22 protein-coding genes and 1 pseudogene are annotated in these 22,769 nt (G+C 70.6%); 5 read left to right on the top strand and 18 right to left on the bottom strand.

Going from position 1 to position 22,769, the window contains the following annotated elements:
• The gene (locus tag O1G22_RS34365) at window positions 1-981 is read right to left on the bottom strand and encodes an aspartate carbamoyltransferase catalytic subunit (protein WP_270084859.1); all 981 of its coding nucleotides are present in this window, start codon (window positions 979-981) and stop codon (window positions 1-3) included.
• A 91-nt stretch (window positions 982-1,072) separates the two neighbouring features.
• Entirely contained in the window at window positions 1,073-1,654 is a 582-nt protein-coding gene (gene pyrR / locus O1G22_RS34360) for a bifunctional pyr operon transcriptional regulator/uracil phosphoribosyltransferase PyrR (RefSeq protein ID WP_225101274.1), read from the bottom strand.
• Window positions 1,655-1,907: 253 nt separating this feature from the next.
• Between pyrR and bldD the strand changes: the two genes are divergently transcribed.
• Window positions 1,908-2,411, top strand: coding sequence for a transcriptional regulator BldD (gene bldD, locus O1G22_RS34355; protein ID WP_086170636.1), 504 nt, complete (start codon window positions 1,908-1,910; stop codon window positions 2,409-2,411).
• 179 nt (window positions 2,412-2,590) lie between these two features.
• Here bldD and nusB read toward each other — a convergent pair whose 3' ends face one another.
• From nusB to O1G22_RS34290, 13 genes are all read right to left on the bottom strand, one after another.
• Window positions 2,591-3,025: a transcription antitermination factor NusB gene (gene nusB, locus O1G22_RS34350; RefSeq protein WP_225101275.1), complete on the bottom strand. Its 435-nt coding sequence runs from the start codon at window positions 3,023-3,025 to the stop codon at window positions 2,591-2,593.
• A gap of 2 nt (window positions 3,026-3,027) precedes the next feature.
• Complete coding sequence (efp, locus tag O1G22_RS34345; RefSeq protein ID WP_225101276.1) at window positions 3,028-3,594, bottom strand: elongation factor P; 567 nt, start codon at window positions 3,592-3,594, stop codon at window positions 3,028-3,030.
• Window positions 3,595-3,643: 49 nt separating this feature from the next.
• Window positions 3,644-4,768 carry an aminopeptidase P family protein gene (locus O1G22_RS34340; protein ID WP_270084858.1) on the bottom strand — a complete coding sequence of 375 codons (1,125 nt, stop codon included), beginning with the start codon at window positions 4,766-4,768 and terminating at the stop codon, window positions 3,644-3,646.
• A gap of 85 nt (window positions 4,769-4,853) precedes the next feature.
• Window positions 4,854-5,756: a Pro-rich N-terminal domain-containing protein gene (locus O1G22_RS34335; protein ID WP_270084857.1), complete on the bottom strand. Its 903-nt coding sequence runs from the start codon at window positions 5,754-5,756 to the stop codon at window positions 4,854-4,856.
• Between the two features lie 156 nt (window positions 5,757-5,912).
• Window positions 5,913-7,004 (bottom strand): 3-dehydroquinate synthase, encoded by a 1,092-nt coding sequence (aroB, locus tag O1G22_RS34330; protein ID WP_270084856.1) that lies wholly within the window; start codon window positions 7,002-7,004, stop codon window positions 5,913-5,915.
• Entirely contained in the window at window positions 7,001-7,483 is a 483-nt protein-coding gene (locus tag O1G22_RS34325; RefSeq protein ID WP_270086315.1) for a shikimate kinase, read from the bottom strand. Before O1G22_RS34325 ends, aroB begins: the two co-directional genes overlap by 4 nt.
• Before the next feature lie 32 nt (window positions 7,484-7,515).
• Window positions 7,516-8,700: a chorismate synthase gene (gene aroC, locus O1G22_RS34320; RefSeq protein WP_270084855.1), complete on the bottom strand. Its 1,185-nt coding sequence runs from the start codon at window positions 8,698-8,700 to the stop codon at window positions 7,516-7,518.
• Between the two features lie 163 nt (window positions 8,701-8,863).
• Window positions 8,864-9,703: a shikimate dehydrogenase gene (locus tag O1G22_RS34315; RefSeq protein WP_270084854.1), complete on the bottom strand. Its 840-nt coding sequence runs from the start codon at window positions 9,701-9,703 to the stop codon at window positions 8,864-8,866.
• The gene (gene mltG / locus O1G22_RS34310; RefSeq protein WP_270084853.1) at window positions 9,684-11,354 is read right to left on the bottom strand and encodes an endolytic transglycosylase MltG; all 1,671 of its coding nucleotides are present in this window, start codon (window positions 11,352-11,354) and stop codon (window positions 9,684-9,686) included. Before mltG ends, O1G22_RS34315 begins: the two co-directional genes overlap by 20 nt.
• 126 nt (window positions 11,355-11,480) lie before the next feature.
• Window positions 11,481-11,945: a Holliday junction resolvase RuvX gene (ruvX, locus tag O1G22_RS34305; RefSeq protein ID WP_225098143.1), complete on the bottom strand. Its 465-nt coding sequence runs from the start codon at window positions 11,943-11,945 to the stop codon at window positions 11,481-11,483.
• Window positions 11,946-11,970: 25 nt separating this feature from the next.
• Window positions 11,971-14,643 carry an alanine--tRNA ligase gene (alaS, locus tag O1G22_RS34300; protein WP_270084852.1) on the bottom strand — a complete coding sequence of 891 codons (2,673 nt, stop codon included), beginning with the start codon at window positions 14,641-14,643 and terminating at the stop codon, window positions 11,971-11,973.
• A complete protein-coding gene (locus O1G22_RS34295) occupies window positions 14,643-15,005 on the bottom strand; it encodes a hypothetical protein (protein WP_270084851.1) in 363 nt (120 codons plus the stop codon). Before O1G22_RS34295 ends, alaS begins: the two co-directional genes overlap by 1 nt.
• A 16-nt stretch (window positions 15,006-15,021) precedes the next feature.
• On the bottom strand, window positions 15,022-15,456 hold the full coding sequence (locus O1G22_RS34290; RefSeq protein WP_225098146.1) for a DUF948 domain-containing protein: 435 nt from the start codon (window positions 15,454-15,456) through the stop codon (window positions 15,022-15,024).
• Between the two features lie 152 nt (window positions 15,457-15,608).
• On the opposite strand from O1G22_RS34290, the gene O1G22_RS34285 reads away from it, so the two are divergent.
• The gene (locus tag O1G22_RS34285) at window positions 15,609-17,825 is read left to right on the top strand and encodes an ATP-binding protein (RefSeq protein ID WP_270084850.1); all 2,217 of its coding nucleotides are present in this window, start codon (window positions 15,609-15,611) and stop codon (window positions 17,823-17,825) included.
• Between the two features lie 24 nt (window positions 17,826-17,849).
• On the opposite strand, the gene rpsD is transcribed toward O1G22_RS34285, so the two are convergent.
• From rpsD to O1G22_RS34270, 3 genes are all read right to left on the bottom strand, one after another.
• Complete coding sequence (rpsD, locus tag O1G22_RS34280) at window positions 17,850-18,464, bottom strand: 30S ribosomal protein S4 (RefSeq protein WP_030343860.1); 615 nt, start codon at window positions 18,462-18,464, stop codon at window positions 17,850-17,852.
• A gap of 307 nt (window positions 18,465-18,771) precedes the next feature.
• Complete coding sequence (locus tag O1G22_RS34275) at window positions 18,772-20,127, bottom strand: replication-associated recombination protein A (protein ID WP_270084849.1); 1,356 nt, start codon at window positions 20,125-20,127, stop codon at window positions 18,772-18,774.
• Window positions 20,128-20,172: 45 nt separating this feature from the next.
• Window positions 20,173-20,829, bottom strand: coding sequence for a vitamin K epoxide reductase family protein (locus tag O1G22_RS34270; RefSeq protein ID WP_270084848.1), 657 nt, complete (start codon window positions 20,827-20,829; stop codon window positions 20,173-20,175).
• A 144-nt stretch (window positions 20,830-20,973) separates the two neighbouring features.
• Here O1G22_RS34270 and O1G22_RS34265 point away from each other — a divergent pair, with 144 nt between their 5' ends.
• The 3 genes and pseudogenes from O1G22_RS34265 to O1G22_RS34255 all read left to right on the top strand — a co-directional run bounded on the left by O1G22_RS34265 (window position 20,974) and on the right by O1G22_RS34255 (window position 22,752).
• Window positions 20,974-21,840, top strand: a complete 867-nt coding sequence (locus O1G22_RS34265) for an ABC transporter ATP-binding protein (RefSeq protein WP_270084847.1) — start codon at window positions 20,974-20,976, stop codon at window positions 21,838-21,840.
• Window positions 21,837-22,103, top strand: coding sequence for a sensor histidine kinase (locus O1G22_RS34260; protein WP_333492424.1), 267 nt, complete (start codon window positions 21,837-21,839; stop codon window positions 22,101-22,103). Before O1G22_RS34265 ends, O1G22_RS34260 begins: the two co-directional genes overlap by 4 nt.
• Window positions 22,100-22,752 (top strand): annotated as a pseudogene (locus O1G22_RS34255) (response regulator). Before O1G22_RS34260 ends, O1G22_RS34255 begins: the two are co-directional and overlap by 4 nt.
• Window positions 22,753-22,769: the final 17 nt, after the last annotated feature.

Raw genomic sequence — 22,769 nt, 5'->3', positions numbered from 1 at the left:
TTACTTCTCCTCGTTGGTGCGGGCGTGGGTGACGGCGGGCTCGTTGCCACCGAGCAGCAGGTACAGCACGGCCATCCGGATGGAGACGCCGTTCGCGACCTGCTCGACGACCGTGCAGCGCTCGGAGTCGGCGACCTCGGCGGTGATCTCCATGCCCCGGACCATCGGGCCGGGGTGCATCACGATGGCGTGCTCGGGCATCTTCGCCATGCGCTCGCCGTCGAGGCCGTAGCGCCGCGAGTACTCGCGCTCGGTCGGGAAGAACGCGGCGTTCATGCGCTCGCGCTGGACGCGGAGCATCATCACCGCGTCCGACTTCGGCAGGACGCTGTCGAGGTCGTACGACACCTCGCACGGCCAGGTCTCGACGCCGACCGGCACCAGGGTGGGCGGGGCGACCAGAGTGACCTCGGCGCCGAGGGTGTGCAGCAGGTCGACGTTGGAGCGGGCGACCCGGCTGTGCAGGACGTCGCCGACGATGGTGATGCGCCTGCCGGACAGGTCCTTGCCGAGGCCGGCGTCACGGCCGATCAGCCGGCGGCGCATGGTGAAGGCGTCCAGCAAAGCCTGGGTGGGGTGCTGGTGAGTGCCGTCGCCGGCGTTGATGACGGCCGCGTCGATCCAGCCGGAGTTGGCGAGGCGGTACGGGGCTCCGGAGGCGCCGTGCCGGATGACGACGGCGTCGACGCCCATGGCCTCCAGGGTCTGCGCGGTGTCCTTCAGGGACTCGCCCTTGGAGACGCTCGACCCCTTGGCAGTGAAGTTGATGACGTCGGCGGACAGGCGCTTCTCCGCGGCTTCGAAGGAGATACGCGTGCGCGTGGAGTCCTCGAAGAAGAGGTTGACGATCGTGCGGCCGCGCAGGGTCGGCAGTTTCTTGATCGGCCGGTCGGCGACCCGGGCCATCTCCTCGGCGGTGTCGAGGATCAGGACGGCGTCGTCGCGGGTCAGGTCGGCGGCCGAGATGAGATGACGCTGCATCTGTCAGGCTCCGTAAGGCAGTTCAAAGGGAGATTCGGGGCAAACGGGCGCGTATGCGGGTACGCCGAAGCGGGCCTGTGCGCCTGGCTTGCTACTGGTCGGTCTGCTTGACACCGAGCAGCACGGTGTCGCGACCGTCCTCCTCGGCGAGCTGGACCTTGACCGTCTCCCGCAGCGACGTGGGGAGGTTCTTGCCGACGTAGTCGGCGCGGATCGGCAGTTCGCGGTGGCCCCGGTCGACCAGGACCGCGAGCTGCACCGCGCGCGGGCGCCCGATGTCGTTCAGGGCGTCGAGGGCGGCGCGGATGGTGCGGCCGGAGAAGAGCACGTCGTCGACGAGGACGACGAGCCTCCCGTCGATGCCGTCACCGGGGATCTCGGTGCGGGCCAGCGCGCGCGGCGGGTGCATGCGCAGGTCGTCGCGGTACATGGTGATGTCGAGCGAGCCGACCGGGATCTTGCGTCCGGTGATCTGCTCCAGCTTGACGGCGAGCCGTTGGGCGAGGAAGACACCCCGGGTGGGGATGCCGAGGAGCACCACGTCGTCAGCGCCCTTGGCGCGCTCGACGATCTCGTGGGCGATGCGGGTCAGTACCCGCGCGATGTCGGGGCCCTCAAGAACGGGCCGCGCATCGGACGCCGGCGGATTCGCGGGCGAGACGTGCTTGTCCATACGAAACGGACCTCCTTCTCCGCCTCACGGGACGGACCTTAAAGGACGTCGGATTTGCGCCATCCACCGTAGCAGGTCATGGGCAGAGCCTCGATCACCCCCTTGGCCCAATCGGCCGTCACTACCACGGAAGAGTCGGTGTGGACCATTCGGCTTGACGCAGAAGAGTCACGCTGCGTAACCTCACAGTGAGTTACCAGCCGCGCGGCGGGCAACACAGCCGGCCGCGTCGACACAGTGTCCGGGGAGCTATATGTCCAGCGAATACGCCAAACAGCTCGGGGCCAAGCTCCGGGCCATCCGCACCCAGCAGGGCCTTTCCCTCCACGGTGTCGAGGAGAAGTCACAGGGTCGCTGGAAGGCCGTGGTGGTCGGGTCCTACGAGCGTGGCGACCGTGCGGTGACCGTGCAGCGGCTTGCCGAGCTGGCCGATTTCTACGGTGTTCCGGTCCAGGAGCTCCTGCCGGGCACGACGCCGGGCGGCGCCGCCGAGCCGCCGCCGAAGCTGGTCCTGGACCTGGAGCGCCTGGCCACCGTGCCGGCCGAGAAGGCGGGCCCGCTGCAGCGCTACGCGGCGACGATCCAGTCCCAGCGTGGTGACTACAACGGCAAGGTGCTCTCCATCCGCCAGGACGACCTGCGCACACTCGCCGTCATCTACGACCAGTCCCCCTCGGTCCTGACCGAGCAGCTGATCAGCTGGGGTGTCCTGGACGCCGACGCGCGCCGCGCGGTGGCCACCCACGAAGAGAGCTGACCCGCTCAGTACCTGAGCAGAAACGTGCCGTCGGGGTGGCGGGAACCGTATGGTTCCGGCCACCCCGACGGCGTTCTGGTCTCGTGAGAGACGGTCAGAGGCATGCAGCGGGCGCGCGGGAACGCCGGAGGGCCCACAGCAGACGTACTGTGGGCCCTCCGGCGTTGTCGTGAGCGGCTTTACGCCTCGTCCCGGCGCAGGGACGGCTTGAGCTCCTTCAGGCGGCCCAGCAGGCCGTTCACGAACGAGGGCGACTCGTCCGTGGAGAACTCCTTCGCCAGCTGCACCATCTCGTCCAGGACGACGGCGTCCGGGGTCTCGTCGACCCAGATCAGCTCGTACGCGCCCAGCCGAAGGATGTTGCGGTCCACGACCGGCATCCGGTCGAGCGTCCAGCCGACCGCGTACTGGGCGATCAGCTCGTCGATGCGCGTCGCGTGTCCGGCGTAGCCCTCGACCAGCTGCATCGTGTACTCGCTGACCGGCGGCTGCCGGGTGTCGGACCGGGACAGCCGGACCCAGTCGGCGAGGACCGTCAGGACGTCGGCGCCGCGCTGGTCGCCCTCGAAGAGGATCTGGAAGGCGCGCTTGCGGGCCGTGTTGCGGGCAGCCACGGTTAGCTGTTCACCCGGCCGAGGTAGTCGCTCGTGCGGGTGTCGACCTTGATCTTCTCACCGGTGGTGATGAAGAGCGGCACCTGGATCTGGTGGCCGGTCTCCAGGGTGGCGGGCTTGGTGCCACCGGTGGAGCGGTCGCCCTGGACGCCCGGCTCGGTCTCCTGGATCGTCAGCTCGACGGCGGCCGGCAGCTCGACGAAGAGCACCTCGCCCTCGTGCTGCGCGACGGTGGCCGTGAAGCCCTCGATGAGGAAGTTGGCGGCGTCACCGACGGCCTTGCGGTCGATGTGCAGCTGGTCGTAGGTCTCCATGTCCATGAAGACGAAGTACTCGCCGTCCATGTACGAGAACTGCATGTCGCGCTTGTCGACAGTGGCCGTCTCGACCTTGACGCCGGCGTTGAACGTCTTGTCGACGACCTTGCCGGAGAGCACGTTCTTGAGCTTGGTGCGCACGAAGGCCGGGCCCTTGCCGGGCTTGACGTGCTGGAACTCGACGACGGACCAGAGCTGGCCGCCTTCGAGCTTGAGCACCATGCCGTTCTTGAGGTCGTTCGTGGAAGCCACGGTTGCGGAATCTCCTGGACTGACGTACGACCCCGGCGCACGCCACTGCCTAGAGGGCGAGCAGCTCCTTGGTCGTGATGGTGAGTAGCTCGGGTCCGCCGTCCGCCTCGGGGCGTACGACGAGCGTGTCATCGATCCGGACACCGCCCCGGCCCGGGAGGTGGACCCCCGGTTCGACGGTGACCGGCACGCAAGCGTCCAGTTTACCCATGGCGGCGGGGGCCAACTGCGGGTCCTCGTCGATTTCGAGTCCCACGCCATGTCCGGTCAGGGGTGACAGGGCCTCCGCGTAGCCGGCCGAGTCCAGTACGTGGCGTGCGGCGCGGTCCACGTCACCGCAGGCGGCGCCGGGCGCCAGGGCCTCGCGGCCGGCCCGCTGGGCGGCGAAGACGAGGTCGTACAGCTCGACCTGCCAGTCGGCGGGCGACGTGCCGATCACGAACGTCCGGCCGATCTCGCAGCGGTAGCCGCGGTACGTCGCACCCAGGCACACCGAGAGGAAGTCGCCCTCCTCCACGCGGCGGTCGGTGGGGCGGTGCCCGCGCCGTCCGGAGTTGGGCCCGGTGGCCACGGAGGTGGGGAACGCCGGGCCGTCGGCGCCGTGGTCCACCAGACGGCGCTCCAGCTCCAGCGCGAGGTGCCGCTCGGTCCGGCCGACCAGGATCGACTCCAGCAGCTCACCGAGAGCCTGGTCGGCGATCTCGGCACCGATGCGCAGGCAGGAGATCTCCTCCTCGTCCTTGACGACCCGGAGCTGCTCGACGGCTCCGCCGACGTCGGTGAGGCGGAGCGTGGGAGCGACGGAGGAGATGACCCGGTGCCGTGCCACCGTGAGGTGGTGCTCCTCCACGGCCAGGGAGTCGGCGTCCTGCGCCACGGCCAGCAGCGCCGCCGCGACCGCCGCGTCACCGCCTGAGCCGGCGTCGGCGCCGTTCGGCGGGAGGATGTGCAGGCGCAGGTTCTCGTCCGGGCGGCCGTCGCAGACACGGTCGTCCGGTGGGCCGGCGCAGACGAGGAGGTCCTCGCGTCTGCCGAGCAGCAGGGCGGAACCCTGGGGGGCGGCACCGGCGAGATAGCGCACGTTGGCCGGACGGGTGACGAGCGCTGCCGCGGTGCCGGCCGCGGTGAAGTGGTCCCTCAGCCGGGATCGGCGGGTCGCGTACACCTCTGACATGAGACGAGCGTAGGAGTTTTGCGGCGGTTGTGCCGGTTTAGGGGGGCCGAGTGGAGTCTGTGGGGGGTAGTCGCTCCCCCTCTGCTTACCAGTTCGGTGGGCTCGCAATCGCCCTTGCCAGGACATCGTCGAGTACGCGGGCCGTGCCCGGTACGTCCAGCTGGGAGTTGTCGATGATCGGGAGGCCCGAGCCGTACCAGCCCGCCATGCGGCCGTGGATGCGGGCCACCTCCTCGTCGGTGAGGCGGCGGTTGCCCGTGCGTTCCGCGTTGCGCTCCAGGACGATGTCCAGGCCCGGGAGGAGGACGACCGGGAGCAGGCCGGGGCCGACGTGGCGCTTCCAGCCGCCGAGGCCCACGACCGGGCGGTCCGGGAACACGGCGTCGTCGAGGATGCAGGAGATTCCGTTGGCCAGGAAGTTGCGGGCGGCAAAGCCACAGGTGCGGCGGGCGAGGCGGTACTGGGCCTCGGAGTTGTCGTTCCAGCCGGACTGGGGGTCGGCGAAGCCCGAGCGGACCCATTCACGCACGTCGTCCAGGCTGATGTGGGCGGTGGGCACCCGGCGGTGGTCCGCCCAGAACTTGGCGACGCTGGTCTTGCCCGCGCCCGCCGGGCCGATCAGCAGGACGGCCAGGGTGGTGGTCGTCGGGTCGGGGACCGAGGCGGGAGCCGGGGGCGCCGTGGGCACGCCGACCGGGCCGCCGGGCGGCAGCGGAACATGGCCCGTGGTGTCGGGGGCCGGCGGTGCGGCCGGATGCTGCGGGGCCGGAGGCTGCGCGAGGGGCGGCTGGGGCGCGGGAGGCTGCGGGGGCGTCGGCGGGACGACGCCGGCCGGGGCCGGGAAGCCAGGAGGCGGGGGCACGGGGGCGGGACCGTGGGAGGCTCCCGGGTGTGGGCCCGGATGGTGTGCGGCCGACGCCCAGCCGGCGTGCGGCACCTGCCCCGGCTGGTGGGGCGGCGGCAGCGGAGATCCCACTGCGTGCTGCATCCGTTGCCACTCCGTCTCGTACAGGCTGTTGGCGCTGGCAGCGGGGGCGAACTCCCGCTCCTTACCGAACGGTACCGTCCCCGGCCGTCGTTCGGTGAAACGGCCGGGGGCGGCCCGAAGTGCCCGTTGCGGAAAGCGAATCGGACGCGCGTGGCGTTACTGGCCCACTTCGCCGTAGGCGGCGAGGAGTACGGCCGGGTCCGGGCCCTCCATCACGGTGGGCTTGGCCAGACCGTCCAGGACGATGAACCGCAGCAGGTCACCACGGGACTTCTTGTCGACCTTCATCGTCTCCAGCAGCTTGGGCCACTGGTCGTAGCGGTAGTGCAGCGGAAGGCCGACCGCCTCCAGCACCGTGCGGTGCCGGTCCGCCGTCGCATCGTCCAACCGGCCCGCCAGACGCGCAAGTTCGGCCGCGAAATGCATACCCACGGCCACCGCGGCACCGTGCCGCCACGTGTACCGCTCGTTCTTCTCGATCGCGTGGGCCAGCGTGTGACCGTAGTTGAGGATCTCCCGCAGACCCGACTCCTTCAGATCCGAGGAGACCACCTCGGCCTTCACCCGGATCGCACGCTCGATCAGCTCCGCCGTGTGCCCACCCGCGGGAGACCGGGCGCCCTCCGGGTCGGACTCGATCAGGTCCAGGATCACCGGATCCGCGATGAACCCGGCCTTGATCACCTCGGCCAGCCCGGAGACGTAGTCGTTGACCGCGAGGGACTCCAGAGCGGCCAGGTCGCACAGCACCCCGGCCGGCGGGTGGAAGGCACCGACGAGGTTCTTGCCCTCGGCGGTGTTGATCCCCGTCTTGCCGCCGACCGCCGCGTCCACCATGGCCAGCACCGTGGTGGGGATCGCGATCCAGCGCACCCCGCGCAGCCAGGTCGCCGCGACGAAACCGGCCAGGTCCGTCGTCGCTCCGCCGCCCACACCGACGATCACATCGGTGCGGGTGAAGTTCGACTGGCCCAGCGCCTTCCAGCAGTACGCGGCGACCTCGGCGGTCTTCGCCTCCTCCGCGTTGGGCACCTGGATCGCGATCGCCTCATAGCCCTGCCCGGCCAGATCGGCGCGCAGCGCGTCACCGGTCTCCGCCAGCGCCTCCGGGTGGATCACCGCGACCCGCCTGGCCTTCGGCCCGACCAACGCACCGAGCTCGCCCAGGAGTTGACGCCCGACCAGCACCTCGTACGGTTCGGTGCCTGCCGTGCCGGCGACCTGGATCCGGGTGACTGCCTCGCTCATGCCTTCTTCAACTCCAGTGCGTCCAGGGCCGCTTGCGTGACCTCTTCGGGCGTACGGCCGTCCGTGGCGACGACGGCCGTGGCGACCTCCTCATACAGATGCCGCCGGGCCTCCATCAGCTCCCGCCACTGCCTGCGCGGATTGACCGCCAGCAGCGGACGAGCCGCGTTCAGGCCGGTACGCCGGACCGCCTCCTCCACCTCCATCGAGAGATAGACGACCCGCAGCCCGGCGAGCAGCGCACGCGTGTCCGCATCGAGAACGGCACCGCCGCCGAGCGCGAGGACGCCGTCGTGCTCGGCGAGCGCGGCGGCGACCGCCCGCTTCTCGATCGCCCGGAAGACGGCCTCGCCCTCGTCGACGAAGATCTCGGCGATGGACCGGCCCTGCTCGGCCACGATGTCCGCGTCGGTGTCCCGGTAACCGAGCCCCAGACGCTCGGCGAGCAGCTGTCCCACGGTGGACTTGCCGACACCCATCGGCCCGACCAGCACGATCGCAGGCACGACGCTCACCGGATCTGCAGGTGGTCGAGGTAGGACCGCACGTTGCGGCGGGTCTCGGCCACGCTGTCCCCGCCGAACTTCTCCGCGACCGCGTCCGCCAGCACGAGGGCCACCATCGCCTCCGCCACGATCCCAGCCGCCGGCACCGCCGACACATCCGAACGCTGATGGTGAGCCTGAGCCGCCTCACCCGTGGTCACATCCACCGTCTGCAGCGCCCGCGGCACCGTCGCGATCGGCTTCATCGCCGCCCGCACCCGCAACAGCTCCCCCGTGCTCAGACCACCCTCCGTGCCGCCGGAACGGCCGGAGACACGGCGGATCCCCTCGGGCGTGTTGACGATCTCGTCGTGCGCCTTGGAGCCCGGGACCCGGGCGAGTTCGAAACCGTCACCGACCTCGACACCCTTGATCGCCTGGATGCCCATCAGCGCACCCGCCAGCCGCGCGTCCAGCTTCCGGTCCCAGTGCACATGCGAACCCAGGCCCACCGGCACGCCGTAGGCCAGGATCTCCACCACGCCGCCGAGGGTGTCGCCGTCCTTGTGAGCCTGATCGATCTCCGCGACCATCGCCTTCGACGCATCCGCATCCAGGCAGCGCACCGGATCAGCGTCCAGCCGCTCCACATCGCCCGGGGTCGGGTAGACGCCCTGCGGAGCCTTCACCGAGCACAGCTCGACCACATGCGAGACGATCTCGATACCGGCCGTCTCCTTCAGGTACGACCGCGCCACCGCACCCAGCGCCACCCGCGCCGCCGTCTCACGCGCCGACGCGCGCTCCAGGATCGGCCGGGCCTCGTCGAAACCGTACTTCTGCATGCCCGCGAGGTCGGCGTGACCGGGACGCGGACGGGTCAGCGGGGCGTTACGGGCCAGGCCCGCCAGGATCTCCGGATCGACCGGATCGGCCGACATCACCTGCTCCCACTTCGGCCACTCCGTGTTCCCCACCATGATCGCGACCGGCGAACCGAGGGTCAGACCGTGCCGGACACCACCCAGGAAGGTGACCTCGTCACGCTCGAACTTCATCCGCGCACCGCGGCCATAGCCGAGCCGCCGCCGCGCCAGGTGGTCCGCCACCATCTCCGTGGTGATCGGCACGCCGGCGGGAAGGCCCTCCAGCGTCGCGACAAGTGCGGGACCGTGGGACTCCCCCGCGGTCAGCCAACGCAGCCTGCTCAACGGTGCTCCTCAGTGCTCGCGCCCGGTACTGCCCTGCGTACGCGCGTCCTCGCGTACGGCGACGACGTCACCGGGTGCGCGACCCCGGTACGCCACCTCTGATCCTCCCACGTCCGGGGTCCGAATCCGGCCGCCGGTCCACAAGGCGGACGCGAGCGGGTGGTCAGCGGGCGGCGAGCGCCTTCTCGCCGGCGTGCCGCATGGCCTCCAGAGGGGCCGGGGAACGCCCGGTGACCTGCTCGACCTGGAGGACCGCCTGGTGGACCAGCAGGTCGAGGCCGCTGACCACGGCACCGCCGAACATGGACCAGCGGGCCGCCAGCTCGGTGGGCCAGGGGTCGTAGAGCACGTCGAAGAGGGTCGCGGGGCGTTCGGGTACGGCGGCGGCGAGGGCGTCGGTGGTGCCGGCGGGCGTGGTGGCGATCACCAGGGGGGCGCGCAGCGCCTGGGCGGCGTCGGCCCAGTCCGCCGTACGGACGTCCACGTCGAGCCGCTCGCCCCACTGCCGCATCTCGGCGGCGCGGGCCTCGCTGCGGACGTAGACGGTGATGTCGCCGGTGCAGATCCGGGCGAGGGCGGCGAGGGCGGAGGAGGCGGTGGCGCCGGCGCCGAGGATCGCGGCGGAGCCGACCTGCTCGATGCCGTGCTCGCGCAGGGCGGCCACCATGCCCGGGATGTCGGTGTTGTCACCGAGGCGGCGGCCGTCCTCGGTGAAGACGACGGTGTTGACCGCGTCGACGGATGCGGCGGTGTCGCTGATCTCGTCCAGCAGCGGGATGACCGCGCGCTTGAGCGGCATGGTCAGGGAGAGCCCCGCCCACTCCGGCCCGAGTTTCTCGAAGAAGCCGGGCAGTCCGGCCTCGTCGACCTCGAAGCGCTCGTACGACCAGTCGGTGAGCCCGAGTTCGTCGTACGCCGCCCGGTGCAGCACCGGGGAGAGGGAGTGGGCGATGGGCTTGCCGAGGACGGCCGCCCGGCGGGCGTCAGTTGCCCGATGAGGCATTGAATTTTTCCTTGAGCTGCTGGAATTCGGCGTAGGTCTTGGCGAATTCGGTGTTGTTCTGACCGTCGGTCGCCACGAAATAGATCCAGCCGTCGTGGGTCGGATTCAGCGCCGCCATGATCGCGTCCTCGCCGGGGTTTCCGATCGGACCGGGCGGCAGGCCCTTGTGGGTGTACGTGTTGTACGGGTTGCGGTTGCTGTTGATCTCCTTCTCGGAGATGTGGATGTTGCTGGTGCCCTTGAGGTAGTTGTACGTCGAGTCGAACTGGAGCAGCTGGTTCGTCTCGTGGTTGGTGGGCTTGAGACGGTTGTAGACCACCTCCGCCATCTTGCGGAAGTCGTCGTGCGTCTTGCCCTCCGCCTGCACCAGGCTCGCGACGGTGACGAGCTCGAACGGGTTGTTCAGGCCCAGGTCCTGCGCCTTCGCGGAGAGGCCGTAGGCGTCGTACTTGGACGTGGCCTGCGCGACCATCTGCTTCAGGATCGCGTCGGGCTTCATGCCCTTGGCCGCCGGATAGGTACCCGGGAAGAAGAAGCCCTCCAGCGGGTCCCTGATGTCGGACGCGTACTGCGTGTTCAGCGCCCAGGCCGGCAGACCGAGTTGCTTGTATTCCTGCTGGGCGGTCTTCTTGGTGGTGCCGGCGGCGAGTTCGAGTTTCCTGTCGATCGCTTCGTAGACGCCCGCATTGCGTTCGCCCGGGGTCACCACGACATTGTTCTGGCTCTTCGGGTCCAGCATCATTTTCACGGCGCTGGCGGCGGACATCTCCTTCTTCAGGAGGTACGCGCCGGCCTGGATGCTGTTGCCGCCCTTTATGTCGTTCTGCGCGTGCACGAAGGCCTCGGCGCTCTTGACGACGCCGGCCTCCTTCAGGCGGTTGCCGATGTCCCAGCCGCCCGCGCCCTTGGGGATCTCGACGGTCACCGTCTCGTTGGTGCCGTCGCCCTTGTAGTCCGGGGCCGGGGCGAAACGGTTCTGGTAGAACTTGTAGCCGAAGTAGCTGACCGCACCGAGGCCGCCGCCGAAGACCAGGACGACCACCATGCAGGCGCAGCCGGTCCGCCGCTTCTTGCCCTTGGCGGGTTTCTTTCCCTTGCCGCGCCGGTCGCGCCGGCCGGCGAGCTCGTGCTCCTCGTCGTCGTCATCGTCGTCGCCGCCGCCCGTGAAGAAGGGGTGCTGCTCCTCTTCCTCGGGCACGTCCTCCGGCTCCGGCTCCGGGCGCCTGCGGCCGGGCGGCACCGGTGGCGGGTAGGCGTCCTCGGTGCCGTAGAAGTCGGGCTGCTCCCCGCCGTAGGCGACGGGCTGCTGCCCGTAGGGGTCGCCGGGGTCGGCCGCGTACGGCACCTGACCCTGGGTGCCGGTCGCGTCCCAGCCGCCGTGCTGCTGGTACTCGTACTGCTGCTGGGGGTGACCGGCGTACTGCGGGTGCCCCTGACCGTCGTAGGAGGGGTACTGCTCGTGGCCGTACCCGGGCTGCTGCTCCTGGCCCCAGTCGCCGTACTGCGGCTGCTGCGGGTAGTGCTGCGGCTGGCCGCCGTAGCCGGGCTGCCGGCCGACGTGCGCCTGCTGCCCTTCCCATCCGCCGTCCCCGTACAACGGGTCCTGCGGATGCCACGGTTCGGAGCCCTGGCCCCGGCCATACTCAGTCATCGATCCCCTAGAGCCGCGAGGCCGACCGGTCACGCGGCCGGTGGGCCCGCTTCCGTTCCGCCTCCTCTTGCTATGTGCCGGCTGTTCGAACACCGGCACATCGCGCGGAACGTTACCGTATCGCGATCAGATGACCACTTCGACGCCCTCGCCGGGTGCTTTACCTGACACTCGTTCGGATTCGAGGGCCTGTTGCAGGATGACGACGGCGGCGGCCTGGTCGATGACCGAGCGGCCCTTCTTCGACTTCACCCCCGAGGCCCGCAGTCCCTGAGTGGCCGTCACGGTCGTCATCCGCTCGTCCACCAGGCGGACCGGCACCGGCTTGATGCCCTTGGCCAGCTCCTGGGCGAAGGCGCGGACCTTGACCGCGGCCGGGCCCTCGCCCCCCTTGAGGGAGCGAGGGAGTCCGACGACGACCTCGATCGGTTCGTACTCCTCCACCAGCTGCCTGAGCCGGCGGTGGGCGGCGGGGATGTCCCGGCCGGGGACCGTCTCCACCGGGGTGGCGAGGATCCCGTCGGGGTCGCACGAGGCGACCCCGATCCGGGCGTCGCCCACGTCGATCGCGAGTCGACGTCCTCTGCGCATTTCCGACCGTTTCCTTACGTGCCCGTTACTTCGCGGTCTCGGCGACCAGGCGCTCGACGGCGTCCACGGCCTCGCCGACGGCGGCCGGGTTCTGACCGCCGCCCTGGGCCACGTCCGGCTTGCCGCCACCGCCGCCGCCGAGGGTCTTGGCGGCGGTACGGACCAGGTCACCGGCCTTGAGGCCGCGCTCGCGGGCGGCCTCGTTGGTGGCGATGACCGTCAGCGGCTTGCCGCCCGTGACCGTGAACAGGGCCACGACCGCGGCCCGCCCGCCCTGGATGCGGCCGCGCACGTCCAGGACCAGCTTGCGCAGGTCGTCCGGCGTCGTGCCGTCCGGGACCTGACCGGTGACGACGGCCACACCGCGCACGTCCTTGGCGGACTCGGCGAGACCGGCGGCGGCCTGGAGCACCTTCTCGGCGCGGAACTTCTCGATCTCCTTCTCGGCGTCCTTCAGCTTGCCGAGCATCGAGGAGACCTTCTCCGGCAGCTCCTCCGGGCGGCCCTTGAGCAGCTCGGTCAGCTGGTTGACGACCGTGTGCTCGCGGGCGAGGAAGGTGTAGGCGTCCACACCGACCAGGGCCTCGATACGACGGACACCGGAGCCGATGGAGGACTCGCCGAGCAGCTTCACCAGGCCCAGCTGGGCGGTGTTGTGCACGTGCGTGCCGCCGCACAGCTCCTTGGAGAAGTCGCCGATGGTCACCACGCGGACGCGCTCGCCGTACTTCTCGCCGAACTCGGCGATGGCGCCCTGCTTCTTGGCCTCGTCGATGCCCATGATGTCGGCGCGGACGTCGAGGTCGCGGGCGAGCACCTCGTTGATCTTCTGCTCGACGTCGGTCATCACGGCCGTCGGCACGGCGGACGGCGAACCGAAGTCGAAGCGGAAGCGGCCGGGCTGGTTCTCCGAACCGGCCTGGGCGGCCGTCGGGCCGAGGGCGTCACGCAGGGCCTGGTGGGTCAGGTGGGTGGCCGAATGGGCGCGGGCGATGGCCTTGCGGCGGCGGGCATCGATCGAGGCGTGGGCCTTGGCACCGACGGTGACCTCGCCGACCTGGACCACGCCCTTGTGGACGTACACCCCCGGGACCGGCTTCTGGCAGTCGCGGATCTCGATCACGGCACCGGAGTCGACCTTGATGCGGCCGGTGTCGCCGATCTGGCCGCCGCCCTCGGCGTAGAACGGGGTGCGGTCGAGGACGATCTCGACCTCGTCGCCCTCGGTGGCGGCCGGGGAGGAGGTGCCGTCGACCAGGATGCCGACGATCGTGGACTCGCCCTCGGTGTCGCTGTAGCCGATGAAGTCGGTCTCGCCGACCTTGTCGGCGATCTCCCGGTAGGCTCCGGCGCCGGCGTGGCCGGTCTTCTTGGCCTGGGCGTCGGCCTTGGCGCGCTCCCGCTGCTCCTTCATCAGGCGGCGGAAGCCCTCCTCGTCCACGGACAGCCCCTGCTCGGCGGCCATTTCGAGGGTGAGGTCGATCGGGAAGCCCCAGGTGTCGTGGAGCAGGAAGGCCTTGTCGCCGGAGAGGACCGTGCCGCCGGACTGCTTGGTCTCGGTGACGGCGGTGTCGAGGATGTTGGTGCCGGCCTTCAGCGTCTTGAGGAAGGCGTTCTCCTCGGCGAGGGCGACCTTCTCGATGCGCTCGCGGTCGGTGATCAGCTCGGGGTACTGCTGGCCCATCATGTGGATCACGGTGTCGATCAGGTCCTTGACGACCGGACCGGTGGCGCCGAGCAGGCGCATGTTGCGGATGGCGCGGCGCATGATGCGGCGCAGGACGTAGCCGCGGCCCTCGTTGCCGGGGGTGACGCCGTCACCGATGAGCATCACGGACGTACGCATGTGGTCGGTGACCACGCGCAGGGAGACGTCCGAGTCGTGGGATTCGCCGTAGGCCACGCCGGTCAGCTCGGTGGCCTTGTCGATGACGGCCATGGAGGTGTCGATCTCGTACATGTTCTGCACGCCCTGCAGAATCATGGCGAGGCGCTCCATACCGAGGCCGGTGTCGATGTTCTTGCTCGGCAGGTCCCCGAGGATCTCGAAGTTGTCCTTGCCGATGCCCTCGCCACGCTCGTACTGCATGAAGACGAGGTTCCAGATCTCCACGTACCGCTCGTCGTTGACGGCGGGGCCGCCCTCGACGCCGAACTCGGGGCCGCGGTCGTAGTTGATCTCGGAGCAGGGGCCGCACGGGCCCGGGACGCCCATGGACCAGAAGTTGTCCTTCATGCCGAGGCGCTGGATGCGCTCCATGGGCACGCCGACGACCTCGTGCCAGATGCGCTCGGCCTCGTCGTCGTCCTTGTAGACGGTGATCCACAGGCGCTCGGGGTCGAGGCCGTAACCGCCCTTGTCCTGGGGCGTGGTGAGCAGCTCCCAGGCGTGCTTGATGGCGCCTTCCTTGAAGTAGTCGCCGAAGGAGAAGTTGCCGCACATCTGGAAGAACGTGCCGTGGCGCGTGGTCTTGCCGACCTCTTCGATGTCCGGCGTGCGCACGCACTTCTGCACGCTGGTGGCGCGCGGGAACGGCGGCTTGACCTCGCCCAGGAAGTAGGGCTTGAAGGGCACCATGCCGGCGGGGACGAGGAGCAGAGTCGGGTCGTCCGCGATGAGCGACGCCGAAGGGACGACGGTGTGCCCGCGCTCCTCGAAGAAGCTCAGCCAGCGGCGGCGGATCTCAGCCGACTCCATCAGTGGTCCTCATTCCGGTTGTACGAGTACATCGGGGCTTCGATGTACTTCGGTGTGGTGCGGTTGGTGCTGTTCTCGACGTTCTCGATGGCGGCGAACCGCCGGGGTGCGGGGAGTTCGGGGTCCTCGTGGATCCCGAGGGCCTCCTCCAGCTCGGCCTCCCGCACCGCCATGTTGTCGCGGACGTCGAGCGCGAAGCCCACCGCGCGGTCCTTCAGCCGCTGACCGGTCTCCAGAGCCTTGTTCGCCGCGGTGGCGGCGAGGCTCTCGGGGGTCAGCTGCTTCAGCTTGCGGTTGACCTTGGTGGTGGCCCACACACCGGCGGCGACGCCTGTGGTGAACCAGAACGTACGGCGGAACATCGCTCGGTCTCAGTCCTTACTTCCGCTTGCGTCGCGCGGCGGGGACCGTGCGGCCCACGATCACCGTACGCCGGGGCGCCTTGGCGGGCACGTCCTCCTTGCGTCCGCCCAGCGCCCGGCGCACCCCGTAGCCGAAGGCCGCGACCTTGACCAGCGGGCCGCCGAACGTGGAGGCGACGGTCGTCGACAGCGCGGAGGCGTTCGACGTGACCTCCTGGACGTCGGAGGCGATGGCGTCGACGCGGTCGATCTGGGTCTGCGCGGAACGCACCGCCTGGGAGGCGTCGGCGAGCAGCGGGACGGCCTGATCGGTCACGTCCGCGACGAGCTTGGTGGTCGCCTTGAGCGTCTGGGCCAGCCTCACGAGTGCCACCGCGAGGAAGGAGACCAGGATCGCCCAGAAGACGGCCACCAGGATCCCGGCCACCTCTCCACCGGACACTGTGCGCACCCGCTCCCTGAAACGTGCCTCACCATCGAAAAAGTCGAGTCCGAGCCTATCGCGCCGTGGCCCGGGCTCCGTACCGGATTACCCGGCGGCGGGGACGGAGTTGCGGGAAGCGATTGTACGCAGTGAACACACTTCAGTACGCTCCGTGTCCCATGCGAGGTCCTCAGCGCCCAGGCCCCTTTCCTCACGGTGATCCGCCCCTGGAACTGACCACTTTCGTCGGGCGCTCGGCCGAACTCGCCGCGCTGGCGTCGGCGCTCGGCGGGGCGCGGCTGGTGACCGTGACCGGGGTCGGCGGTGTCGGCAAGTCCCGGCTGGCCGCGCGGGCCGCCGCCGGGTGGGAGCCGGGGTCGTGCGGGCGGGTCGAGCTGGCCCCGGTGCGCGATCCGCAGTTCGTGGAGTACGCGGTGGCCGAGGCGCTGGGCCTGACCGACCACACCGCCCGGCTGCCCCGTCAGACGCTGCTGGAGCATCTCGCCGGGCGCCCGGTGCTGCTCGTGCTGGACGGGTTCGAGCATCTGGTGGAGGCCTGTGCCGAGCTGACGGCGGAGCTGCTGCGCAAGCTGCCGGAGCTGAGCGTGCTGGCCGCGGGCCGGCGGCCGCTGGGACTGGCGGGCGAGCGGCTGTTCCCGCTGGCACCGCTCGGCGAGGACGCGGCGGTGGAGCTGTTCACGGACCGGGCCCGGGAGCAGGGGCTGACGGCGTCCGACGGCCCCGAGGTGCGCGAGCTGTGCCGGCGGCTGGAGGGCATCCCGCTCGCGGTGGAGCTGGCGGCCGGGCGGCTGCGGGCACTGTCCCCCGGGCAGCTGCTGCAGCGGCTCGACGACCGGTTCCGGCTGCTGACCACGGGCGCCGGGCCGCGATCTGTCCCCGGGGGACCCCCGTCCCGTCATCAGACGCTGCGCACGGCGATCGGCTGGAGCCACGAGCTGTGCACGCCCGCCGAACGGCTGCTGTGGGCGCGGCTGTCGGTGTTCGCGCAGACCTTCGACCTGGAGGCGGCCGAGTACGTGTGCAGCGGGGCCGGGCTGCCCGCCGAGGACGTCCTCGACGTGCTGTCACAGCTGCTGGCCCAGTCGGTCGTCACCCGCGAGGACACCCCGGCCGGCCCCCGGTACCGGATGCTGGACACCGTCCGGGCCTACGGCGCCGAGTGGCTGGCGGCGGCCGGGGACGCGGGCCGGCTGCGCAGACGGCACCGGGACTGGTATCTGGGCCTGGCGACCTGGTGCGAGCTGGACTGGTTCTCGCCCCGGCAGCGGGAGATCGCCGAGCGGGTCGAGGCCGAGCTGCCGAATCTGCGGGCCGCGCTGGAGTTCTGTCTGACCGAGCCGGACGAGGCACATCTCGGACAGTTCCTGGCCGGTTCGCTGTGGTTCTGCTGGGTCGGGTGCGGACGGCTCGCGGAGGGGCGGCGCTGGCTGGAGCGCAGCGTGGAGCTGGACTCGGAGTACGAGCAGTCCCGGCTGAAGGCGCTGTGGGTGCTCGGCTATGTGGCGATCCTGCAGGGCGACACCGTGCCGGCGCTCGCGGTGCTGCGGGAGTGCCGGGAGCAGGCGGAGCGGATCGCGGACGCGACGGCGGTGGCGTACGCGGAGCACCGTACCGGCTGTCTGGCCCTGGTCAGCGATGACATGGCGCGCGCAGAAACGCTGCTGCGCTCGGCGCTGGAGCGCTATCAGGAGATCGGCGAGCTGAACAGCAACGTCCTGATGGGCCAGGTGGAACTGGCGATGACACGGGCGTTCCAGGGCGATCTGCCGGACGCGGTACGGCTGTGCGAGGACGTACGGCAGGTGTGCGAGGACCACGGGGAGCGCTGGGCTCGGTCGTACGCACTGTATGTGCTGGCGTACGCGGCCTGGCTGGACGGCGCGCCCGCCCGCGCGCGTGAGCTGCTGGCGGACTGCCTGGGCCACGCGCACGCCTTCCGCGATCTGCTCGCCGAGGTACTGACACTGGAACTGCTGGCGCTGGTCACGGCGACCGAGGGCGATCCGGCCGAGGCGGCGCTGCTCCAGGGCGCGGCGGCCCGGCTGTGGCCCTCGGTGGGGCTGCCGCTGTTCGGCTCGGCGTACTACAACGCCCCGCACGAACGCTGTGAGGCGCTGGCCCGGCAAACGCTCGGGGACGCGCGGTACGAGGAGTGCGTACGGGAAGGGGGCCGGCTGGACCGGGCCGGAGCCGTGGCCCGTGCACTGGGGCAGGGCGGGGTGACGCGCCCCGAAGGGGCGCGGGACCGTGTCGACATGCGGCTCCGCCACGGGGCGCGACCAGCTCCCACCGGCCCGCAGCGCCCGAACCGGCCGGAAACACGAACCCGCCGCCTCGCCCGCCCGGCAGGACCGGGCGAGGAGACGGCGGGCTGAGGTGGTGCTGCGCCGGGGCTGGGATCAGCGGGCGTAGTACTCGACGACGAGCTGCTCGTCGCAGATCACCGGGATCTCCTTGCGGTTCGGCTCGCGGTCCAGGCGGAACGCCAGGGCCTTGAGGTTCACCTGCAGGTAGCGCGGGGTCTCACCGTCGGGGGCGAAGCCACCCTCACGGGCGATCGTGAAGAGCGTCTTCTCCTTGGAGCGGTCGCGGACCTGCACGACGTCGTCCGGGCGGACACGGAAGGACGGCTTGTCGACCTTCTGGCCGTTGACCTGGATGTGGCCGTGGACGACCATCTGGCGGGCCTGGTAGATGGTCCGGGCGATACCCGAACGCAGGACCAGGGCGTCGAGACGGCGCTCCAGCTCCACGATCAGGGCCTCACCGGTCTTGCCCTGAACCTTGGACGCGCGCTCGTAGGCGCGGACCAGCTGGCGCTCGGAGATGTCGTACTGCGCGCGCAGACGCTGCTTCTCCAGCAGACGGACCTTGTAGTCCGAGTTCTGCTTGCGGCCACGGCCGTGCTCACCCGGCGGGTAGGGGCGGGCCTCGAAGTACTTGACGGCCTTCGGGGTCAGCGCGATACCGAGGGCACGCGACTTCTTGACCTTGGGACGGGACTGGTTCGCCACTGTCTCAATCTCTTTCGTAGTGTTCGGCTCGTCAGTGTTGAGGGAGGTCGCATCCGCAGCCGGGAAAACCCGCCGGGCCCTCGATGAGGACCTGCCGGGCAGCCGCTTCCCTGGTCTGGGCACATACGTGCAGCACGCGAGTGGCCCACCGGCCGTTCCCGGAGCTCCGGGTGGTGGTGGGCTGCCCGCGACACCGATCGACGGTGCGCGACGCTCCTGGAGCCGGTCCGCGGGGGACCGGTTCTCCGGCTGGTTGTCCCGCTCTGACAGCGCGGGACTCAGCACTTCGGAGCAGTCTACAGGGTGCTCAGGAGGGCCTGCGACCGAGGTGTTTCCTGGTCCACTCCACCGCGTCGGCGTATCTGGCCTCGGTGCCGTGCCGGGTCGGGGTGTAGTACTCGCGGTCCTTCAGGGCGTCCGGGGCGTACTGCTGCTGGGCGATGCCCTCGGGCAGGTCGTGCGGGTAGACGTACCCCTGGGCGTGGCCGAGCTTGGCCGCGCCCTTGTAGTGCCCGTCGCGCAGATGCGGCGGGACCGGGCCGGCCAGGCCCTTGCGTACGTCCTCCAGGGCGGCGCCGATCGCGGTGGTCGCGGCGTTGGACTTGGGGGCGAGCGCGAGGGCGATGGTGGCGTGGCTGAGGGTGAGGGCGGCCTCGGGGAAGCCGATCATGGCGACGGCCTGCGCGGCCGCGACCGCGATCGGCAGCGCGTTCGGGTCGGCGAGACCGATGTCCTCGCTCGCGGAGATCATCAGGCGGCGGGCGATGAAGCGGGGGTCCTCGCCGGCTTCGATCATGCGGGCCAGGTAGTGCAGGGCGGCGTCGACGTCGGAGCCGCGGATGGACTTGATGAGGGCGCTGGCGACGTCGTAGTGCTGGTCGCCGTCGCGGTCGTACTTCACCGCGGCCCGGTCGACCGTCTGCTCCAGGGTCTCCAGACCGATCTCGCGCTCGCCCTGGTCCAGGGCGGCGCCGGCGGCGGCCTCCAGGGCGGTCAGGGCGCGGCGGGCGTCGCCGCCGGAGATGCGCAGCAGATGCTCGGCGGTGTCGTCGGGCAGGCCGACGGCGTCCTTGAGGCCGCGCTCGTCGCTCAGGGCGCGCTTCAGCAGGCCCCGGATGTCGTCGTCGGTGAGCGGTTCGAGGGTGAGCAGGAGGGAGCGGGAGAGCAGCGGGGAGATCACCGAGAAGTACGGGTTCTCCGTCGTGGCCGCGATCAGGGTCACCCAGCGGTTCTCGACGGCCGGGAGCAGGGAGTCCTGCTGGGCCTTGCTGAAGCGGTGGATCTCGTCCAGGAAGAGGACGGTCTCCTTGCCGTAGCCGCCGGTGGCGCGGCGGGCGCCGTCGATGACCGCGCGGACCTCCTTGACGCCGGCCGTGATCGCGGAGAGCTCCACGAACCGCTTGTTCGTCGCCTTGGAGACGACGTACGCGAGCGTCGTCTTGCCGGTGCCGGGCGGGCCCCACAGGATCACCGAGGACGGTCCGGCGGGGCCGCCGGAGCCCTCGCCGACCAGCCGGCGCAGCGGGGAGCCGGGCTTCAGCAGATGCTGCTGGCCCACGACCTCGTCGAGGGTGCGCGGGCGCATCCGCACCGCCAGGGGGCTGCCTGCCGGGTCCTTCTCCTGGCGTTCTTCCGCCGCTGCGGTGAAGAGGTCGGGTTCCACGCTGAAACCCTAAGACACGGCACTGACAATGCTGTGTCCCCCGGGTCAGGCCCAGAGCTGGCTGCCCCAGCGGGTCAGGATCAGCATGGCGATGATGCCGCAGTGGGTGACCGGGACGACCCAGGTGAACTCGGAGAAGAAGGACTTCAGCCAGCGCGGGGCCGGCAGGAAGTCGTTGCGGACGTTGAACGAGGTCACGTACCAGAACATGGTGATCGTGGCGACCCAGGCCAGCGAGCACCACAGGCACAGCGCGTTGATCCGGTACAGGGACTGGAACTGCAGCCAGGTGACGAAGCAGACGCCGAAGAGCGTGCCGAAGTTGAAGGTCAGCCAGTACCAGCGCGGGAAGCGGGCGCGGCCCAGCAGGCTCATGCCGACGCAGATGACGATGCCGTAGCAGACCAGGCCGAGCCAGGGGTTCGGGAAGCCGAAGGCCGCCGCCTGCTTGCTCTGCATGACGCTGCCGCAGGACACGATCGGGTTGACACTGCAGCCCGGCGTGAACGTCTTCCCCGCGATCTTCGCTTCGAGGAGCTTGTTCTTGTCGAGCGTGATGACCCAGGCCGCCAGCAGTCCGGCCGCGCCGGTGATCACCAGCAGCAGGGCGAAGGCGCGGCTGCCGCCCACCGTGCGGGGTGCGTCGGCGGCACGCTCGGGCCCGGGCTCCGTCGAGACGTCTGTGACTGTCGTCTTGCTCATCCGCCGATTCCGTCGCTTGAGAGTTGGACCATCTTCGGGCACGGGCCATTGTGCCGCACGCGCATGTGTGTCCACCGTTCGGAGGACATAAGGAAGTACGCACGGTGGTCGCGGACCGTTCGGTTCCGGCCGAAGCTCGGGGTCATGACAGCACACGCGAACGAACGCGCGGTGGACGTCCGGGGGCTGCGCAAGCGGTACGGGGGCGTGCGCGCGCTCGACGGCCTCGATCTCACCATCCGGCGCGGCGAGGTGTTCGGCCTGCTCGGACCCAATGGCGCGGGCAAGAGCACCACGGTGGAGATCCTCCAGGGCAACCGGTCCCGGGACGCGGGCGAGGTGTCCGTCCTCGGGGCGGATCCGGCGACGGGCACGCGCGCGTGGAGATCTCGGGTGGGAATCGTCTGGCAGGACGAATCGACACCCGCCGAGTTGACGGTCCGCGAGACGGTGCGGCACTTCGCCCGGTACTACCCGCGTCCGCGCGACCCGGAGGAGGTCCTCCACCTGGTCGGTCTGGAGGCGCAGGCGGACAGCCGGATCAAGTCGCTCTCCGGCGGCCGGCGGCGCCGCCTGGACGTGGCACTCGGCGTGATCGGCGGCCCGGAGCTGCTGCTCCTGGACGAACCGACCACCGGCTTCGACCCGGCCGCCCGGCGCCGGTTCTGGGACCTGATCCGGCTGCTCGCCGACGAGGGCACGACGATCCTGCTCACCACGCACTACCTGGAGGAGGCCGAGACCCTCGCGGACCGCCTCGCCGTCGTGGCCGAAGGCCGGGTCGTCGCCGAGGGCACACCCGACGCGCTGCGCCGCCGGTACGGGGGTGAGGCCGTAGTCACCTGGACCGGGCCCGACGGCTCCCCGCGCACGGAGCGCACCGGCACGCCGACCCGCGTGGTCGCCGGCCTCATGCGCCGCTTCGACGGCGAGATCCCCGGGCTGACCGTGACCCGCCCCACCCTGGAGGACGTCTACCTCCGGCTGACCGGACAGGAGGCCGTGCGATGAACACGACCGCCGTCCGTGCCACCGCCCGCGCGTCGATCGAGGTCCGTCTCGACTATGCCGACGCCACGCTGTCCCTGTCCGTCCACGACGACGGCTGCGGCTTCGACCCCGCTGCCGTGTCGACCGGTTACGGTCTGGCCGGGCTGCGCGCCCGCGCCGCCGAGGTGGGTGGCACGGCTTCCGTCCACAGCGCGCCGGGCGACGGTACGACGGTGACCGTACGCCTGCCTGTGCCGACCGTCATGGGGAGTGAGCGACCGTGATCCGGATCGTCCTGGCCGACGACCATCCCGTCGTACGGGAGGGACTGCGCGCCATGCTCAGCGCCGAGCCGGACCTGGAGGTGGTCGGCGACGCGGCGAGCGGACCGCGGGCGGAGGCGCTGGCGGCGGAACTGCGCCCGGACATCGTGCTGATGGCCCTGCGGATGCCGGGCGGCTCCGGCGTCGACTCGATCGTCCGGATGACCGCCGCCGGGCTGCCGTGCCGAGTGATCGTCCTGACGACGTACGAGACGGACCGGGACATCCTGCGAGCCGTGGAGGCGGGCGCGGCGGGCTACCTCCTGAAGGACCTCCCCCGCCGCGAGTTGGCCGACGCGGTACGGGCCGCCGCGCGCGGCGAGACGGTCCTGGCCCCCTCGGTGGCGGCCCGTCCGGTCGACCAGTTGCGCACGAAACCGGAACGCCCCCGGCTCTCGGAACGCGAGACGGCAGTCCTGCGCCTGGTGGCCGACGGCTGCACGAACGCGGAGATCGGCCGCCGGCCCACGCGGCGGTAGCCGCATGTCGACGCAACATCGGGGAGTCGACGGTGAAGACCCATCTGCTGCGGATCTTCGGCAAGCTGGGCGTGGACGACCGGACGGCGGCGGTGACGAGCGCGATGCGCCACAGACTGCTGGAGCAATGAGAAGGGCGCCGGCCGCG

Source organism: Streptomyces camelliae, assembly GCF_027625935.1.
In the GTDB taxonomy this organism is placed as follows: Bacteria; Actinomycetota; Actinomycetes; order Streptomycetales; family Streptomycetaceae; genus Streptomyces; species Streptomyces camelliae.
Note: the sequence above shows the minus strand (reverse complement) of the source record. Positions and strands in the feature narration are given on the sequence as shown.